The 16587-nt window shown below is 64.0% G+C and carries 12 protein-coding genes; 7 read left to right on the forward strand and 5 right to left on the reverse strand.

Annotation, left to right across the window (positions count from 1 at the left end):
- The first annotated feature begins 171 nt into the window (after nucleotides 1-171).
- Both NKJ18_RS14180 and NKJ18_RS14185 read left to right on the forward strand, forming a co-directional pair.
- Nucleotides 172-2193 (forward strand): hydantoinase/oxoprolinase N-terminal domain-containing protein, encoded by a 2022-nt coding sequence (locus NKJ18_RS14180; RefSeq protein ID WP_352519081.1) that lies wholly within the window; start codon nucleotides 172-174, stop codon nucleotides 2191-2193.
- A gap of 133 nt (nucleotides 2194-2326) precedes the next feature.
- Nucleotides 2327-4498: a malate synthase G gene (locus NKJ18_RS14185; protein ID WP_352758474.1), complete on the forward strand. Its 2172-nt coding sequence runs from the start codon at nucleotides 2327-2329 to the stop codon at nucleotides 4496-4498.
- 205 nt (nucleotides 4499-4703) lie between these two features.
- Here NKJ18_RS14185 and NKJ18_RS14190 read toward each other — a convergent pair whose 3' ends face one another.
- Both NKJ18_RS14190 and NKJ18_RS14195 read right to left on the reverse strand, forming a co-directional pair.
- Nucleotides 4704-6236, reverse strand: a complete 1533-nt coding sequence (locus NKJ18_RS14190; protein ID WP_023687500.1) for a YifB family Mg chelatase-like AAA ATPase — start codon at nucleotides 6234-6236, stop codon at nucleotides 4704-4706.
- A gap of 250 nt (nucleotides 6237-6486) precedes the next feature.
- Nucleotides 6487-7551, reverse strand: a complete 1065-nt coding sequence (locus NKJ18_RS14195) for a glycosyltransferase (RefSeq protein WP_155924238.1) — start codon at nucleotides 7549-7551, stop codon at nucleotides 6487-6489.
- 184 nt (nucleotides 7552-7735) lie between these two features.
- Between NKJ18_RS14195 and NKJ18_RS14200 the strand changes: the two genes are divergently transcribed.
- Nucleotides 7736-8809 (forward strand): glycosyltransferase family 2 protein, encoded by a 1074-nt coding sequence (locus NKJ18_RS14200; protein ID WP_352758475.1) that lies wholly within the window; start codon nucleotides 7736-7738, stop codon nucleotides 8807-8809.
- Between the two features lie 92 nt (nucleotides 8810-8901).
- Here the strand turns inward: NKJ18_RS14200 and gshB are convergent, their stop codons facing one another.
- From gshB to NKJ18_RS14215, 3 genes are all read right to left on the reverse strand, one after another.
- The gene (gshB, locus tag NKJ18_RS14205; protein ID WP_023701952.1) at nucleotides 8902-9855 is read right to left on the reverse strand and encodes a glutathione synthase; all 954 of its coding nucleotides are present in this window, start codon (nucleotides 9853-9855) and stop codon (nucleotides 8902-8904) included.
- Nucleotides 9856-9935: 80 nt separating this feature from the next.
- Nucleotides 9936-10310, reverse strand: coding sequence for a GtrA family protein (locus tag NKJ18_RS14210; RefSeq protein WP_023701953.1), 375 nt, complete (start codon nucleotides 10308-10310; stop codon nucleotides 9936-9938).
- A gap of 3 nt (nucleotides 10311-10313) precedes the next feature.
- Nucleotides 10314-11318 carry a glycosyltransferase gene (locus NKJ18_RS14215; protein ID WP_023814539.1) on the reverse strand — a complete coding sequence of 335 codons (1005 nt, stop codon included), beginning with the start codon at nucleotides 11316-11318 and terminating at the stop codon, nucleotides 10314-10316.
- A gap of 124 nt (nucleotides 11319-11442) precedes the next feature.
- On the opposite strand from NKJ18_RS14215, the gene NKJ18_RS14220 reads away from it, so the two are divergent.
- From NKJ18_RS14220 to NKJ18_RS14235, 4 genes are all read left to right on the forward strand, one after another.
- Nucleotides 11443-13242, forward strand: coding sequence for a GtrA family protein (locus NKJ18_RS14220; RefSeq protein WP_352758477.1), 1800 nt, complete (start codon nucleotides 11443-11445; stop codon nucleotides 13240-13242).
- A gap of 100 nt (nucleotides 13243-13342) precedes the next feature.
- Nucleotides 13343-14692, forward strand: a complete 1350-nt coding sequence (locus NKJ18_RS14225) for a putative bifunctional diguanylate cyclase/phosphodiesterase (RefSeq protein WP_023681311.1) — start codon at nucleotides 13343-13345, stop codon at nucleotides 14690-14692.
- A gap of 169 nt (nucleotides 14693-14861) precedes the next feature.
- Nucleotides 14862-15629, forward strand: coding sequence for an SDR family NAD(P)-dependent oxidoreductase (locus NKJ18_RS14230; protein WP_352443612.1), 768 nt, complete (start codon nucleotides 14862-14864; stop codon nucleotides 15627-15629).
- A 5-nt stretch (nucleotides 15630-15634) separates the two neighbouring features.
- The gene (locus NKJ18_RS14235; RefSeq protein ID WP_031209613.1) at nucleotides 15635-16579 is read left to right on the forward strand and encodes a 2-dehydro-3-deoxygalactonokinase; all 945 of its coding nucleotides are present in this window, start codon (nucleotides 15635-15637) and stop codon (nucleotides 16577-16579) included.
- Nucleotides 16580-16587 lie beyond the last annotated feature (8 nt).

The raw sequence follows: 16587 nt of genomic DNA on the forward strand, positions 1-16587 counted from the left end.
TCGGCGCATGGTGCACGCAAAGGCAGGCCACGCACCAATGAAAAAATGTGACCGTTACAAAGTTTGGCGGGCATGAGCGGCGACGAGGGTCAAACTGGCCCACCTCTCCCGCCTTTATCAGCCGGGCCGTATCGGCTAAGGGCGGGGGAGCAGAATCCCGGACCGCCAGACATGACCGCCAAGCCAAAACCCCTGTTTCTCGGTATCGACACCGGTGGCACCTATACCGATGCCGTGCTGTGGTCGGAACAAGGCGGGCCAAAAGGCAAGGTGCTGGCCAAGGCCAAGGCGCTGACCACGCGGCACGATCTTGCCGTCGGCATTTCCGGCGCGGTCGATGCGGTGCTGGGAAAATCGGCCACCGATCCGGCCGCGATCAAACTCGTGTCGATGTCGACGACGCTCGCCACCAATGCGCTGGTCGAGGGCCAGGGTGGGCGTGTGGCGCTCATCATGATCGGCTTTACCGGGGCCGACCTTGCGCGCGACGGGCTGAAGACGGCGCTCGGCACCGATCCGGTGGTGTTTTGTCCGGGCGGCCATGACGTGCACGGCAATGCGGCCAAGCTCGATCTGTCGGGGCTGGAAGCAGCACTCCCTGAACTCGGCGCCTCGGTGTCGGGCTTTGCCGTGTGCGCCTATTTCGCCACCCGCAACCCGGCGCATGAACTCGCCGCGCGCGACCTCATCCGCGAAAAGACCGGCCTGCCGGTGACCGCCAGCCATGAATTGTCGGCCAAGCTCGGCGGTCCGCGTCGCGCGCTCACCACCTTGCTCAACGCCAGGCTGATCTCGATGATCGACCGGCTGGTGGCGGCAACCGAAGGATTTTTGGAAGCCCGCAACATCGCAGCGCCCCTGATGGTGGTGCGCGGCGATGGCGCGCTGGTTTCGGCGGCCTTTGCCCGCCAGCGGCCGATCGAGACCATCCTCTCCGGCCCGGCCGCCAGCCTGGTCGGCGCCCGCCACATGACGGGCCTGGACAACGCCATGGTGTCCGACATTGGCGGCACCACCACCGATGTCGCCGTGCTCGACGGCGGCCGTCCCCGGCTCGATCCCGAAGGCGCCACCGTCGGCGGCTTCCGCACCATGGTCGAGGCGGTCGCCATGCGCACCTTCGGCCTCGGCGGCGATTCCGAAGTGGCGCTGGAAGATGGCGCGCTCAACCCGAAAATCCTGCTCGGGCCGCGCCGCCTGGTGCCACTGGCGCTGGCCGGCATGATGCATGGTGTTTCCGTGACATCGGAGCTCGAGCGCCAGCTCAGGGCGCCCAATCCCGGCCGCATGGACGGCCGCTTTGCGTTGCGCACCGGCGTGCCGGACAGGCTCGCCGCCGGCCTGACCGCGCCCGAGGCGAAACTGTATGAACTCATTGGTGCCGTGCCGCTCGCCATCGACAGGCTGCTCACCTCGAACGCCCAGAACGCTACGCTGAACCGGCTGGTCTCGCGCGGTCTTGTGCATATCTCGGGCTTCACCCCTTCGGACGCCGCCCATGTGCTCGGCAAGCAGGCCAACTGGGACCCGCTTGCGGCCCGGCTCGGCGCCGAACTGTTTGCCCGCAAGCGTGATGGGCGAGGCCAGTACATCGCGCCGTCTCCGGAGGTGATTTCCGAACGGGTGCTGCTGACGCTGACGCGCTGGTCGGCCGAATACATTCTGGAGACCGCCTTTGCCGAAGACGGGCTGGATGGCGCCGCCACCGTCGCGCATGCGCTGGTGCAGCGCGCCGTCGATTCCCATCCCGGCATCGCAAGGCTCAGCGTCGCGCTCGATCGTCCGGTCATCGGCCTCGGCGCCTCGGCGCCGCTGCACTATGCCGGCTTGGCCGAGCTGGTCGGTAATGAGTGCGTGGTGCCGGAGGATACCGACGTCGCCAACGCACTCGGCGCCGTCGTCGGCCAGGTCCGCGTCTCGGCCGAAGCCCGCGTCAGCCAGCCTAAGGAAGGTTTGTTTCGTATGGCGTCGGGGCAAACGGTGCGCGACTTCACGGACGAGGCCAAGGCGATCGCGGCAGCGGAGGCTGATGTGCGGGCGATCGTAGCCGAGCGGGCGAAGGATGCCGGCACGGATAATGCCGAGATCGACGTTTCGACCGAGTTCAAGGTGTCTACCGTTGAGGCCCAACGGATGTTTATCGAAGCGCATGTGGTGGCGGTTGCATCGGGTCGGCCGAGGATTGCGGTTTAGGTAATCTCCCCCCTTGGGGTCCCCTTGGGGGGAGATCAGCAGCTTCAAAATCCCCGCCTTCACCCTAAGCTGAATTGACCCTTCACCCCTGACATGCCAAAGGCCGCAAAGCCTTTCATCTGGAGAAGCCCTGATGACCGATCGCGTCGAGATCGCCGGATTGCGGATTGCCCGCGAACTGCATGACTTTGTCGGCGAAGCGCTGCCGGGTACCGGTATTGCCGCCGACGCCTTCTGGAACGGCTTTTCGTCCATCGTCCATGATCTCGCGCCGAAGAACCGGGCGCTGTTGGCCAAACGCGACGCCATGCAGGAACAGATCGACGCCTGGTACCGCGCCAATGGCGCGCCCATCGACATGGAGGCCTACAAAACCTTCTTGCGTGAGATCGGCTATCTCGTGCCCGAAGGGCTGGCCTTCTCCGTGTCGACCGACAATGTCGACCCCGAGATCGCCAGCGTTGCCGGGCCGCAGCTGGTGGTGCCGGTGATGAATGCGCGTTATGCGATCAACGCCGCCAATGCCCGCTGGGGCTCGCTCTACGATGCGCTCTACGGCACCGACGCCATTGCCGAGACCGGTGGCGCCGAGAAGGGTAAAAGCTTCAACCCCGTGCGCGGCGCCAAGGTGGTTGCCTGGGCGAGGAGTTTTCTGGACGAGTCCGTGCCGCTCACCTCGGGCAAATGGGCCGGCGTGAACGGGCTGACGGTTTCGGGTGGCACCTTGCGGCTCGGCGCCGGCGCCGGCGGCACCACGCTGGCCAACCCGAAACAATTTGCCGGCTATCGCGGCGACGGTGCCAACCCGGAAGCCATCCTGCTGGTCCAGAACGGCCTGCACATCGAGATCCTCATCGACCGCACCAACCAGATCGGCCGCACCGACCCGGCCGGCATTGCCGACGTGATCCTGGAATCGGCGCTGACCACCATCCAGGACTGCGAGGATTCGGTCGCGGCGGTGGATGCCGAGGACAAGGTCATCGTCTACCGCAACTGGCTCGGCCTGATGAAGGGCGATCTGGCGGAGGAAATCAGCAAGGGCGGCAAAACCTTCACGCGCAAGCTCAATCCGGACCGCGCCTGGACCGCGCCCAGTGGTGGCGCGCTGAGCTTGCCTGGCCGCTCGCTGATGCTGGTGCGAAACGTCGGTCACCTCATGACCAATCCGGCCATCCTCGACCGCGATGGCAACGAGGTGCCGGAAGGCATCTTGGATGCGGCGATGACGGCGCTGATCGCGCTGCACGATGTCGGCGCCAACGGGCGTCGGATGAATTCCCGCGCGGGCTCGATGTATGTGGTGAAGCCGAAGATGCATGGGCCGGAGGAAGTCGCCTTCGCAGTCGAGATTTTCGACCGCGTCGAAGCGCTGCTCGGTATGGCGGCAAACACCATCAAGATGGGCATCATGGACGAGGAGCGGCGCACCACCGTCAACCTCAAGGAGGCGATCCGCGCCGCCAGGGAACGCGTCGTGTTCATCAACACCGGCTTCCTCGACCGCACCGGCGACGAGATCCACACCTCGATGGAAGCCGGCCCGATGATCCGCAAGGGCGACATGAAGCAGGCCGCCTGGATTTCCGCCTATGAGGCGTGGAATGTCGACGCCGGGCTCGAATGCGGGCTGGCCGGTCATGCCCAGATCGGCAAGGGCATGTGGGCGATGCCCGATCTGATGGCGGCGATGCTGGAACAGAAGATCGCACATCCCAAGGCCGGCGCCAACACCGCCTGGGTGCCGTCGCCGACGGCGGCGACGTTGCACGCCACGCACTATCACAAGGTCGATGTCCATGCCGTCCAGGCGGCGCTCAAGAGCCGGCCGAAGGCGAAGCTCGATGATATATTGTCGGTGCCGGTGGCGGTGCGGCCGAACTGGACCCCCGACGAGATCCAGCGCGAGCTCGACAACAATGCGCAAGGCATTCTGGGCTATGTCGTGCGCTGGATCGACCAGGGCGTCGGCTGCTCGAAAGTGCCCGACATCAACGATGTCGGCCTGATGGAAGACCGCGCCACGCTGCGCATCTCCTCGCAACACATCGCCAACTGGCTGCACCACAAGGTTTGCTCCGAAATTCAGGTGATGGATTCGCTGCGGCGCATGGCGGCGATCGTCGACCTCCAAAATGTCGGCGACCCGCTCTACCGCCCGATGGCCGCCGATTTCGACAATTCCATCGCCTTCCAGGCCGCCTGCGACCTGGTGTTCAAGGGCCGCGAGCAGCCGAACGGCTATACGGAGCCGGTGCTGCACGCGCGGAGGCTGGAGCTGAAGGCGAAAGAGCGGGCGAATTAGCGCCTGCATTTCCCTCCCCCTTGAGGGGAGGGTGGCCCGAAGGGCCGGGTGGGGTCCTGCGTGAAGTGCGGCGACTCCCTTCGGACGACACTACAAGCAATGTCATTGCAGAGGCCCTTTCTCGGCTCGGCTCCAAAAAGATCGACCATTCTTCGGCGACCCCCACCCTGCCGCTTCGGGGCCACCTTCCCCTCAAGGAGGAGCGTTACGCCGCCTGCGCCACCCGCTCCGACATCATGCGGTAGGAAATCGCCTCGGCCAGGTGAATGCGGCCGACGGTTTCGCTGGCGTCGAGGTCGGCCAGTGTGCGCGCCACTTTAAGCACGCGGTGATAGGCGCGCGCAGAAAAGCCGAGTTTCTCGCTGGCGTCTTTCAGCAGCGACAGGCCGGCTGCGTCCGGCGCGGCGATGTCCTCGATGACAGAAGGCGAGCAATGGGCGTTGGTGGTGGCGCTGGTGACGCCCAGCCGCTCGAAACGTTCGCGCTGGATGGTGCGGGCGCGCGCCACGCGCTGGGCGACGGCTGCACTTTTCTCCGCCCGGTCGGGCCGGATCAGGTCGGCGGCCGAGACCGCCGGCACTTCGATCCTGAGATCGATGCGGTCGAGCAGCGGGCCGGAGATGCGCGCCTGGTAGTCGGTGCGGCAGCGCTCGCCGCGCAGGCAGCGATAGCCGGGCTCGCCGGCCATGCCGCAACGGCACGGGTTCATCGCCGCCACCAGCTGGATGCGCGCTGGATAGGTGACGCGGTGGTTGGCGCGCGCGATCATGCAGTCGCCGGTCTCCAGCGGCTGGCGCAGCGCATCCAAGGTCTGCGGCGTGAATTCGGGAAACTCGTCGAGGAACAGGACGCCGTTATGGGCAAGCGATACTTCGCCCGGCCGCGCCCTGATGCCGCCGCCGACCATTGCCGCCATCGAAGCCGAATGGTGCGGTGCGCGGAACGGCCGCCGGTCGGTGAGCTTGCCTTCGCCGAGCTCGCCGGCCACCGAGGCGATCATCGAGACTTCAAGAAGTTCCTTGGGCGCCAGTGGTGGCAGAATTGAAGGCAGCCTCTGCGCCAGCATCGATTTTCCCGAGCCGGGAGGCCCGACCATCAACAGATTGTGGCCGCCGGCCGCCGCCACTTCCAGCGCCCGCTTGGCGCTTTCCTGGCCCTTGATGTCGGAAAGGTCGGGCAGGTCGCGCGCCGAGACATGGATGCCGGGCTCGGGCCGCGACAGCACCTGCGTGCCGCGAAAATGATTGGCGATGGCAATCAGGCTGCGCGGCGCCAATATGTCGAAATCCTTGCCCGCCCAGGCCGCTTCCGGCCCGCAGCCGAACGGGCAGATCAGGCCCTTTCCCTCGGCATTGGCGCCGATCGCCGCCGGCAGCGCGCCGGCGACCGTGGCAATGGTGCCGTCGAGCGACAATTCTCCGAGCACGACATAGGAGGCCAGCATGTCGCCCGGAATGGCGCCGAGTGCAGCCATCAGGCCGAGCGCGATCGGCAGGTCGTAATGGCTCCCTTCCTTGGGAAGATCGGCAGGCGCCAGGTTGACCGTCACCTTCTTCGACGGCATCGACAGCCCCGACGCATGCAGTGCCGCCTGCACGCGCTCGCGGCTTTCGGCCACCGCCTTGTCGGCCAGCCCGACGATCTGCATGCCGACCTTGCCCGGCGCGATCATCACCTGGACATCGACCGGTACGGCCTCGATGCCCTGGAAAGCAACCGTGCGAACCCGCGCCACCATCTTGCTCTGCCCCCGGATATCGGCTCGCCTCGGCCTTGTGGTTCAGACCGCGAGCGACGTCAGGACAAGACAACCATAGATTTCAGGCCAAGGCAAGAACATTACAGGAACATGCATTCGTGGTGGCTGCAGCGCGCTGTGCCGGTTGCAAAAAAGGAAGATGGTCAAGCAAAATGGAACGGCTGCTCCGCCTCCTCGACCGCGTTTAACAAGGGCGACTAGGCCCTTCGGCGATCTGAGGGTGTTGCTTCTAAGCGGTGATGAAGGCATCGACCGAACCTGAAAGCGATCGATCGATCGCGACCTGCGGTGGAAGCCACTCCATGACAGGATATCTGAAAGGCCAAGGCAGGGCGATCCGGCGCGAAGAGCCGCTCTCCAGAAAAATCTCGTTTACAAGGTCTATGAACCGCCCGCGGTCTCGTTCGATTCGTTTCAAAGTTTGCGAACGAATGTAATCCCGGGGAATTCGTCGCTCCTTCAGCGCTAAGACAGCCTCCGCGATGGATCGAGGATCGGGTGGAACTGTGAGCGAATAGTCGTCATCCAGATAAAGGTCTCGGCCGCCATGGTTCGGCGTCGTGACCACTGGAAGGCCCGCGAGAAGATATTCCGTGCTGGCGAACATTGGTCCTTCCAGGTGAGAGAGACAGATTCCCACGGCTGCACGATTTAGATGCGTGTTCACCTGAGCCGGTGCCAATCGGACAGGCTTGCCGGTGCCGTCAAACTCGTTGATAAAGACGTGATGCGGCGCGAGCTCCCTATGCCGATTTATTCGCGCTCTTTCCGACTCCGTCGTGGAGGATCCGCTTGAATCTCGATAGAAGACAAATGCGCAACGCTGGATGCCAAGCGACAAGTCATGGCGCTTCCACGGAGCCAGCTGCGCATTGTAGATTGCATCAAATTCTACAGGGACGTCATCGAGAGGCCTGAATATGTGTTCGGAGGTTGTTGACGTCTTGTTGTGCAGGACGGCGGCCTCGCCGGACTGATTCAACAGATCAGCCTCGGCCTGAGTGTTGGATAGGAAGATTAGCGAGTGACGGGGGTTCTTGAGTCTATGCAGAACGGCATAGGTCCGGATGGTTTTGACGCTAGCACTGTTTTCGATGGACCAGGTTGGCGAGATGAGAAACCAGGCGCGGTGGCCGCGTGGAAGGAAAGGCATATGACTTGCTAATCCGAGCGGCGTACCGGACATTCCCGAATAGGATATGAACGGATCGTCAGACAGCAAACTGGCCTGAAGAGCAGGTTGCGACTTCGCGGAAGGGTGCCCCTTTCTGACTTTGTGGCCATGACGCAGCATGGCTCTGACAATCTCGAATTTGGTAGGAGGGCGATACCCGTGCTGTAGGGTCAACATGCGGCAATTGCGATCTTGAGTGCGGGGCAAAACTCGCTTCGACAGAGAGAAATTTGGCAAAGAAACATCGCCAGTTGATCGACGGAATATCTCAGGCGATCAAATCTGGTGTACGGAGAAGCGCCTCTTGAAAGAAAACATCGTCCCAAGCGGGGCTGGTTCTCACATCGCGCTACCAACCGTATCCGTTTGCGTAGGCTGTTTCAATCAAGAGGCATTCATCGACACTGCGATCCGATCCGTAGCGGCGCAGACATACACTGCGTTCGAGTGCGTGGTGGTCGATGATTTTTCGACCGACGCTTCCCGCCGAAGGATTGAAGAGTGTCTGTCCCAGCTTGGCGACAGTCGTTTCCGCCTTCTGCCCCGACTGCAAAATGGCGGGCAGTTGGCAACAATGATGACCGGGCTTGACGCGACGGCCGGACCCCTGATCTCCTTTCTTGACGGTGACGATGCTTGGCACCCTGACTTCATAGAATGCCATGTGAGAGCGCATCTCAGCCACACCCGTATCGCGGCGATGTCGAGCTCCGATGAGGTGGTGATAGATACGGCCGGCAACCTGCTTGCGGGCGGTCATCCCGTATTCCACCTGAACGACCCGCGATCGATGCCGAAAATGAGCGGCTACCTGCATGTCGACACCGAAGCTGACCCGACATTATTATTTATTGATCGGGGTACCGTGGGTTGGTTTTGGTCAACCACATCGGGGATGATGTTTCGTCGAGCTCCGCTTGAAATCATGCGTCCATCCGATCCGGACGAAATAAGGATATGTGCCGATGGTTATATGGCTCGTGCCGCCCATATGATCGGCGGAACCGTGAGGATTGGGCGGGCTCTTGGCAGTTATCGGCTTCACGGCGGCAATGGCTGGGCGGACGGGCGCATCTTGGGTACCGGAGTTGGCCTCGGCAGGATGTCGCCTGATACTGAAATAGCGATACGGCGGGCACTGGCCAATCGTTGGTGCGAAGTGGCGCCGGGACTGGCGCATTTAATCTCCCGCCACTCAATGCGCAGGACCTTGGTCGACCTGATCGGACTGTCTGCGGCTTTTGCATTGCTGGAAAAGAACGCCGATGCGGGTTTTCTGCTGAAAGACTGGGCAACACCACAGCTAAAATTGCAGACCAGACTTATCGGTCTCCTTCCTCCGAAACTGAGGCCTCGGCGCTTCCGGGACATAGTTTGATTTGATGAGCCGCTTGCTCGGCAGTCTTACCCGATAAAGAGCATCTTTCGATGCTTCTCTGGACCCACCAAAGTCCTCCGTAGCAACGCACACTACGCGGCCGAATTGCGCCGCTTCGCCTCCACCGCGTCCCAGAACAGGCTGGCGATATCCGCGCCACCAAAACGTTGCACTTCGCGCACGCCGGTCGGCGAGGTCACGTTGATCTCGGTCATGTAGTCGCCGATGACGTCGATGCCGACGAGGATGAAGCCGCGTGCTTTCAGGGACGGCCCGATGCGGGCGCAGATCTCGCGTTCGCGTGTCGTCAGCTCGGTCTTTTCGGCACGGCCGCCGACATGCATGTTGGAGCGGGAATCGTGGTCGGCCGGCACGCGGTTGATGGCGCCGACCGCCTCGCCGTCGATCAGGATGATGCGCTTGTCCCCCTTGCGCACATCCTTGAGATAGCGCTGGACGATATAGGGCTCGCGTGACAGCTGGGCGAACATTTCGAGCAGTGAGGCGAGGTTGCGGTCGCCCTCCTTGAGATGGAAGATGCCGGCGCCGCCATTGCCGTAGAGCGGCTTGACGATGATGTCGCCGAATTCCTTGCGGAAGGCCGCGACCTCCTGGGGATCCTTGGTGATCAGCGTTTCGGGCATCAGATCGGGGAATTCGGTGACGAAGATCTTTTCCGGGCTGTTGCGCACCCAGGCCGGGTCGTTGACGACCAGTGTCTTGGGATGGATACGCTCCAGAATGTGCGTGGTGGTGATGTAATTCATGTCGAAGGGCGGGTCCTGGCGCAGCAGGATCACATCCATCTCCGACAGGTCGGTGCGCACTTTGTCGCCCAGCGTATAATGATTGCCCTTCTCGTCGCGGAGCTTCATCTCTTCGATGCGGGCAAACACCTTGCCGCCCAGCATCGACAGCCGGTCGGGCGTATAGTGGAACAGTTGGTGGCCGCGCCGCTGCGCCTCCAGCGACAGCGCAAACGACGTGTCGCCGGCGATCGAGACGGTGGAGACATGGTCCATCTGGACGGCGATTTTCAGGGGCATCTTCCGGTCTCCAGCAGGCTCTGTCGCCGATATACGGAACTTGGCGGCTTCTGCCAATCGCGCTTGCTTGGCCCAGACCTTTAACGGTCGAAGACCAGCCGGGAGTAACCGAGGAACGACAGCGCCATGGCGACCGGCGAGGCGACGGCAAGTGCGGCCAGCGGCGGCAGCGCCGGCAGCGCAAACAGGATGGCGCAGTAGATGAGATAGTTGACGATGCTGGTGGCGATGCCGACGCCGCCATAGCGCGCGCCCTCCTGCGCCACGCCGCGGCTCGACGGCGAAAAGGTCAGGTGCCGGTTGATCTGCCAGGTGACGCACAGCGCAAAGCCGATCGACAGGACACGGGCGACGAAGGGACCGAGCGGCGTCAGCGCCAAGAGCAGCCAGAGCGCCGCGGCATCGGCGACGAAACCAACGCCGCCTGCCAGGACGAAGCGGGCGAGCCGGCTCACGGCTCAGGCGGCCCGGGGCGTCTTGCCCGGTTCGGCCTTCGGGATTTCACCAGTGCGTTCGCGCCCTTCGACCCGGCTCGACGGCACCGAGAGATAAAAAATGCGCTTCTGCTCGGCGCGCCCGCGCGACACCGAATCGAGGATCAATCCGGTCACCATCGCAAGCATCGAGAGCAGCAGCAGGCCGACCGACAGCACCCAGGTCGGCATGCGCGGCACGAGGCCGGTCTGGGCGAATTCGATCAGCACCGGCGTCATCAGGGCAAGGCTCGACGCCAGGAAGAAAATCGCGAAGGCGCCGAAGAAGCGCAGCGGCTGCGTCTCCTTCATCAGCATGGCGAACATCCACAGGATCCTGGCGCCGTCGCGATAGGTCGACAGCTTCGACGACGATCCCTCAGGCCGGCGGCCATAATCGAGCGCGATCTCGCTCACCGGCAGTTTGAGCTGCGAGGCATGCACCGACATTTCGGTCTCGATCTCGAAGCCGCCGGAAACCGCGGGAAAGCTCTTGACGAAACGCCTCGAGAAGACGCGGTAGCCGGAGAAGATGTCGGTGAAGTCGGTGCCGAACAGCCGCTTGTAGAGGCTGTTGAAAATGCGGTTGCCAAAGGCATGGCCGGAACGGCCGGCATCGTCGGTGACGCCGCGCCTGGTGCCCACCACCATGTCGCAGCGCTCGGTCTGCAGGATGTTGATCAGCAGCGAGGCATCTTCCGGCGCATAGGTGCCGTCGCCGTCGGCCATCAGATAGATATCGGCATCGATGTCGGCGAACATGCGCCGCACGACGTTGCCCTTGCCCTGGCGCGGCTCGCGGACGACGATGGCGCCCGCTGCGCGGGCCTTTAATGCCGTCAGGTCGCGCGAATTGTTGTCATAGACATAGATGTCGGCCGATGGCAGCGTCTCGCGAAAGCGCCGCACCACCTCGGCGATGGTCAGTTCCTCATTGTAACAAGGCAGGAGCACGGCAATGGCCGGCTCATGGCGGACTTCGTGCGGCATTTCCGTCTCCCGACGCCCGGCGGAGCCTCCGGCCGCGCTCATATGCGGCCTCGCTCAGGCGACTTTACTATTTATTGAAGCTGTTAAGGCTAGGTTTAAGGCCGCAGTCTTTCCGACGAAGGTCATGATGATGAACGCAGCCAAGGCGGGTGCTTCCTCCTGGAAGTCCGATATGACGCTGGCGCTGCTTGCCATGCTGGTGGTGCTGGCCGTCAATGCCGCCACGGGCTTTCGCGAATTGAGCAATGCCGGCGGCGACAATGACAGCCTGCTGCGGCTGGTCGAGGTTCGCGACATGCTGGCCGGCCAGGGCTGGTTCGACCTGCATCAGTACAGGATGGGGCCGGAAGGCGGTTTCGTCATGCACTGGTCGCGGCTGGTCGACGCACCGCTCGCCGCCATCATCCTCGCCGCCTCAGCGCTGACCGGCAGCATGGCCATGGCCGAAGCGATCGCACAGGTGCTGTGGCCGTCGCTGCTGTTCTGCCTGGCGGTGTTTTTTACAGCCCGTGCGGCACGAAGCTTCGCCGGCGTCGGCGCCGTGCTGCCCGCTATCGTCATCGGCGCTGCAGCGCTGCATTTCATCGGCATTTTCTTGCCGGGTGTGCTCGATCATCACAATGTCCAGCTGACGCTGACCACGGCCAGCCTCAGCCTGCTGCTCGAGGCGCCGGCGCGTCGCTGGGCGGCGCTGATTTCCGGGCTGTGTGCGGCCCTGACGCTGGCCGTCGGCATGGAAACCGCGCCCTATGTCGCCACCATCGGCGCCTGCATCGCCTTGCTGTTCGTCGTCGATCCCGGCGGCGAACGCCGGATCGCCAGGGATTTCGGTCTCGGCTTTGCCGGGGTTTCAGCCCTCGTCTTCGTCACCACCATCCCGCCATCGGCCATGGGCCAGCCGCAGTGCGATGCCTTCTCGGCTGTGCAGTTCGTGGTGGCGGCAATCGCCGGACTGGGGCTTGCCGCCGTGACGTCGCTCACGGTGTCCAATGGCACGGCCAGCCGCCGCCTGATCTCGCTTAGCCTGCTCGCGCTTGTGCTGGGCGCCGTCATCGTGGCGCTGTTTCCGCAATGCCTTGCGGCTCCCTACGCAAACCTCGATCCGCGCCTCAAGGAATTGTGGCTCGATCACATTGACGAGGCGCAGTCGCTGTTCAGTATTGCCGCCAGCGAGCCGGCCTCGCTGGCGGCGCGCTATGTCACGCCGCTGGTGGCGATCGCGCTTATGGCGCTTCGCCTGCGCGGACCATGGCGCCGCCAGGACAGCCTCGTCGGCGCCTTGCTGCTCGGCGCCTTCATCGTCAGCGCCTGGCAGGTCCGCGGCTCGACATTCTCGATCGCCTTTGCCGTCATCCCGCTGTCGGCCTGGATCGCAAGCTGGCGCGAACGGGCGAGGATCAGCCCTGCGCGCAGCGTATCGCTGCGCATGGCGGCAGTCTGGGTGGTGTCGGTGAATGCCGTCTGGGCCGGTGCTGCCGCCGCGACGTCGAGCGTATTCGAGGCCAGCAAGGTCTCGGTCGAGGCACAGGACACCGACAGCGATCCGTCCTGCGAGCGCAAGGCCTCCTTCGCGGCGTTGGCCCGGCTGCCGGACACCACGGTGCTTGCCATTTCCAATCTCGGCTCGCCCATCCTGGCCTATTCCGGGCACCGCGTCTTTGCCGGCCCCTATCATCGCAACATCGCCGGCGACCTGCTTGCGCTCGATGCGTTCCTCGGATCGGCGGACCAGGCGAGGATGATCGCGGCGGCTCACCACGTCGGCCTGATGGCGCTCTGCCGCGGCAGCGCCGAAAGCAAGATGCTTGCCGCCAAGGCGCCGCAAGGCTTCCTGGCCAGGCTGATGCAGGGAAGCGTCCCCGATTGGCTCGAACCGGTGGCCGAAACGCGCGGAACCCCGGTCGAACTCTACCGCGTCCGCTAAAGCATCATTCGCCAGCGAAAAATCGATTTCGCGATACGCTTCCTAAACGCTTTGCTGCCAGTCTCAGCCTAAATTTCGGGCGTCACAAACAGGGATACCGATGCAAACGACGTTTGGCACCGGGCAGGCAAGCAGGGAAAACTCGGATCTGGCGTTCACCGATGCGCTGACCGGGCTTGGCAACCATCGCCGCTTCTTCGATAAGGTCGATCGCCTGATCAGCGACCGTGCAGACGATCCCGCGCCGTTCACGGTCGGCATTCTCGACCTCGACGGCTTCAAGCCGATCAACGATCTGTTCGGCCACAAGGCCGGCGACGACATATTGATCCAGGTGGCGATGCGGCTGCGCGCCTCGATGGACAGCCACTCTACGGTCTGCCGCATCGGCGCCGACGAATTCGCCTTCCTCTACCCGATGGTGTTCTCGGAGGAGGCGGCGGCCGAGAAGTCGCGCATGATGATCGAAATCCTGTCGGCGCCCTACGATGTCGGCGAACGCACCGCCAGGCTTTCGGCCTCGGTCGGCTGCTCGCTGTTTTATTCCGGCGACGAAACCACGGAAATCCTCGTCAACAAGGCCGAAACGGCGCTCTACCACGCCAAGCGTTCGGGCCGTGGCCGCGTCGTCGTCTACACCCGCGAAATGGAAGAGGCGGCCAAGCGCGTCACCCGCATCGAACAGGCGCTGCGCCGTGCCGTCTCGGCCGGTGAGGTCGAACCGCATTTCCAGCCCATCGTCGATTTGACCACCCGCCGCACCATCGGCTTCGAGACGCTGGCGCGCTGGACCGATCGCGACCTCGGCGTGGTGCCGCCGACCGTGTTCATCCCGATCGCCGAAGAGCGCGGCATCATCGGCCCGCTATCGCAGCTGGTGCTGCGCAAGGCGACCGAAGCGGCGCGCAGCTGGCCGAAGGACCTGTTCCTGTCCTTCAACCTGTCGCCCTCGCAGCTCGTCGACCAGAACACCGGCCTGCACATATTGTCGATCCTCGACCGCACCGGCTTCGATCCGCGACGGCTGGAGATCGAGATCACCGAAACCGGCCTGATGAACGATCCGGCCTCGGCCGAGAAGATCGTCGAGGACCTGCGTCGCGTCGGCATCCGAGTCTCGCTCGACGATTTCGGCACCGGCCAGTCCTCGCTCGGCCGCTTGCGCGAATTCCATTTCGACAAGCTCAAGATCGACCGCGCCTTCGTCTCCTCGATCCTCGACGACCGCCCGTCGGAACACATCATCCGCGCCATTCTGGCCATGTGCGAAGGGCTCGGCATGGATGTCGTCGCCGAAGGCATCGAGGAGGAGGCGCAGGCCGACCGCCTCGTCCAGTTCGGCTGCGCCGGCGGCCAGGGCTATCTCTTCGGCAAACCGGTCGACGCCGACGCCACGCTCGGCTACCTCCGCGATTCCTATCGCGGCGCCCTCTACGCCAAGGCAGTCTGACCGGCGGTCTTGCCTGCGTCGAGCAAGTCAGCGGTGCGAGCCAAGATCGACTGTGGCCGCCATCTTGCGTCCTTTTGTCTGACATAAGCCAAACAAATCGCCGTTTTCGCCCTTGCTCCCCGGACTTGGCTGGATAGGATGCGCGCCGACCGGATCGGGAGAGAAAAATATGATGCCATCGGCCGATTTTGCCGACCTCAGGGGAGCCTCGGTGCTGATCACCGGCGGCGGTTCCGGAATTGGTGCGGCACTGACCGAGGGCTTCGTTCGCCAGGGCGCCCATGTCGCCTTCATCGACATCGCCGATGGCCCAAGCACGCTGCTTGCCGACCGCGTCGAAAAAGAACTTGGCCGGCGACCGCTCTACCTCAAGACCGATTTGCGTGACGTCGAGGCGTTGCGCGCTTCGGCCGCCAAAGCGGCTGAGGCGCATGGCGACGTCACCGTGCTGGTCAACAATGCCGCCTGGGACGAACGCCACGAGGTCGCCGACGTTACCGTCGAGTTCTGGGACAACAATCTCGCCGTCAATCTGCGCCCGCATTTCTTCACCGCACAGGCGGTCGCGCCGGGCATGAAGCGGGCCGGCGGCGGGTCGATCATCAACTTCACCTCGACCTCCTATCTCATCAACCACCCCGATATGCCGGCCTACACCGCCGCCAAGGCCGGCATACTCGGCCTCACCAAAGGTCTCGCGGGCAAGCTTGGGGTCGACGGCATCCGCGTCAATGCGATTGCGCCGGGCTGGGTGATCACCGACCGGCAAAGGGAACTCTGGGTCACCGAGGAGAGGCTCGCCGCCCATGTCGCCAAGCAATGCATCAAGCAGGTCATGCAGCCCGACGACATCGTCGGCACGGTGCTGTTCCTGGCCTCCGACGCCTCGCGTATGCTGACGGCGCAGATGTTGATCGTCGACGGGGGTTTCCTGTGAGCCCGGTGAATCAAAATCCGGCAAAAGGCACGCCAGCAGTCGCCGCCGTCGACTGGGGCACGACCCGCATGCGGGTCTGGCTGGTCGACGAGGCGGGCGGGGTGCTTGCCGAGCGTCGCGGCGATGATGGGTTGATCACCGCGCAGCAAAAAGGCTTTTCGATCATCCTCGAGGGCCATCTGGCGGCGCTCGGCGCACCTGACACACTGCCGGTCATCATCTGCGGCATGGCCGGCTCGCGCCAGGGTTGGCTGGAAGCGCCTTACGTCACCGTGCCGGCGCCGCTCAGTGCCATCCTCGCGGGGGCCGCCCGCATTCCCGGCCAGAGCCGCGACATCCGCATCGTGCCTGGCCTGGCGCAGCGCCTGGAAGATGCGCCGGACGTAATGCGCGGCGAGGAAACCCAGCTTGCCGGCGCCGGTTTGCCGGCAAAAGGTCGCCATCTCGTCTGCATGCCCGGCACCCATTCGAAATGGGTTCTGGTCGCAGACGGCGCGGTCGACGGCTTCTGCACCTGGCCGACCGGCGAGCTGTTTTCGGTGCTGGCCACTCACTCTATCCTGCGCCATTCGCTGGGCGAGAGCCCGAAGCCGGTCACTCCGGACAATCCGTTCTTCCAGGAATGGTGCCGCAAGGCTTTGGCGGAGGGCGGCGATGTCACTTCGCGGCTGTTCTCGATCCGCGCCGCCGGCCTGCTGCAGAACCTCAAGGCCGACGATGCCGCCGCTTGCCTATCCGGCCTGCTGATCGGCGGCGAGATCGCCTCGGCGGGCCGCCGCTATGGCGAAAGCACCACCGCAATCGTGCTGGTTGCGTCCGGCTCGCTAGCAGCCCTCTACCGCCAGGCGCTAGACCTTGCAGGGCTTGCCGTCAGGACGGTCGACGCCGACGAGGCGGTGCGTGCCGGCCTCATCGAGGCAGCGCGGGAAAATGGCATGATCGCCAAATGACTCACCAG

Source organism: Mesorhizobium sp. M0217, from assembly GCF_040321955.1.
Taxonomy (GTDB): Bacteria; Pseudomonadota; Alphaproteobacteria; order Rhizobiales; family Rhizobiaceae; genus Mesorhizobium.